At 72.2% G+C, this 1,039-nt stretch carries 1 protein-coding gene; it reads right to left on the reverse strand.

All coding sequences use genetic code 11. The annotated features are described in order from the left end of the window. Positions 1-113: 113 nt before the first annotated feature. Complete coding sequence (locus GL263_RS27160) at positions 114-950, reverse strand: AfsR/SARP family transcriptional regulator (protein WP_182858380.1); 837 nt, start codon at positions 948-950, stop codon at positions 114-116. Positions 951-1,039: the final 89 nt, after the last annotated feature.

Genomic DNA, 1,039 nt, shown 5'->3' on the forward strand with positions numbered 1-1,039 from the left:
GTGCAGCCCCGGCCAGGGCGGTGCAGCCCCGCCCCGCGCCGCCGGACGACGCCTGCACGCCGCCTGGGTCCCCGGCGTGGGGCGAGGCCCGTCGGTCATCCAGGGCGGTTGTGTCAGGGGACGAGAGTGAGCGAGTCGGCCGGCGGTCTGGCCGCCGGGTGGTGGGCGGGCTCCAGGTCGGTCGAGTCCGCGAGGATCGCCCTTTGCAGCTGGCGCAGCCGGGTTGAGGGTTCCATGCCCAACTCCTCCAGCAGTGTGGCGCGCACGGCCCGGTAGATGTCCAGCGCCTGGACGCTGCGGCCCGAGCGGTGCAGGGCGAGCATGTACTGGGCGTGGATGTTCTCGTGGACGGGGTGACGGGCGGCGAGCATGCCGAGTTCGGCGAGTAGTTCGTGGTGGAGTCCGAGGCGCAGTTCGGCGTCGAGGCGTTGTTCGAGGAGGGTCATGCGCAGGTCCTCCAGTCCGACTCTGCGGGCCTGGATGTGGGCGCCGGCGTCGACGTCCGCGAGGGTGGGGCCGCGCCAGAGGGCCAGGGCGGCGCGGAGTGCGGTGGAGACCGTGGGGTCGTCGTCGGCGAGCCGCGCCTCACGGGCTCGGGTGAGGTGGTGTTTGAGTACGTGGAGGTCGAGGGAGCCCGGCCGGATGTGCAGCGAGTAGCCGTGGTGGTGGGTGACCAGGAGCTGCTTGGCGGCGTCCCGCCCGCCGATGGTGGGGCAGGCGGCGATGGCCCGCCGGATCTGGAATATGCGCGTGTGCACGCTCTGTACGGCGCTGCGCGGCGGCTTGTCGCCCCACAGCTCCTCGACGCAGGAGTCGAGGGAGACCTGGCAGCCGGCGTTGAGGAGCAGCAGACCGAGTAACTGGCGGGTCATCGGGCCGGGGGGAAGGCGGCACACTTCCGGGGTGTCTTCCTCCGTCATGGCCAGGGGGCCGAGAACACCAAACTTCATCGGGTTTCCTTTGCTGGGCGGCGGTGCCCGGGCTGCGGAAGCGCGCCGGCCACCGGTGGTGGGGGTGCCGCTGCGGGTGCGAAGGGAAG

The organism is Streptomyces durbertensis (genome assembly GCF_014156695.1).
In the GTDB taxonomy this organism is placed as follows: Bacteria; Actinomycetota; Actinomycetes; order Streptomycetales; family Streptomycetaceae; genus Streptomyces; species Streptomyces durbertensis.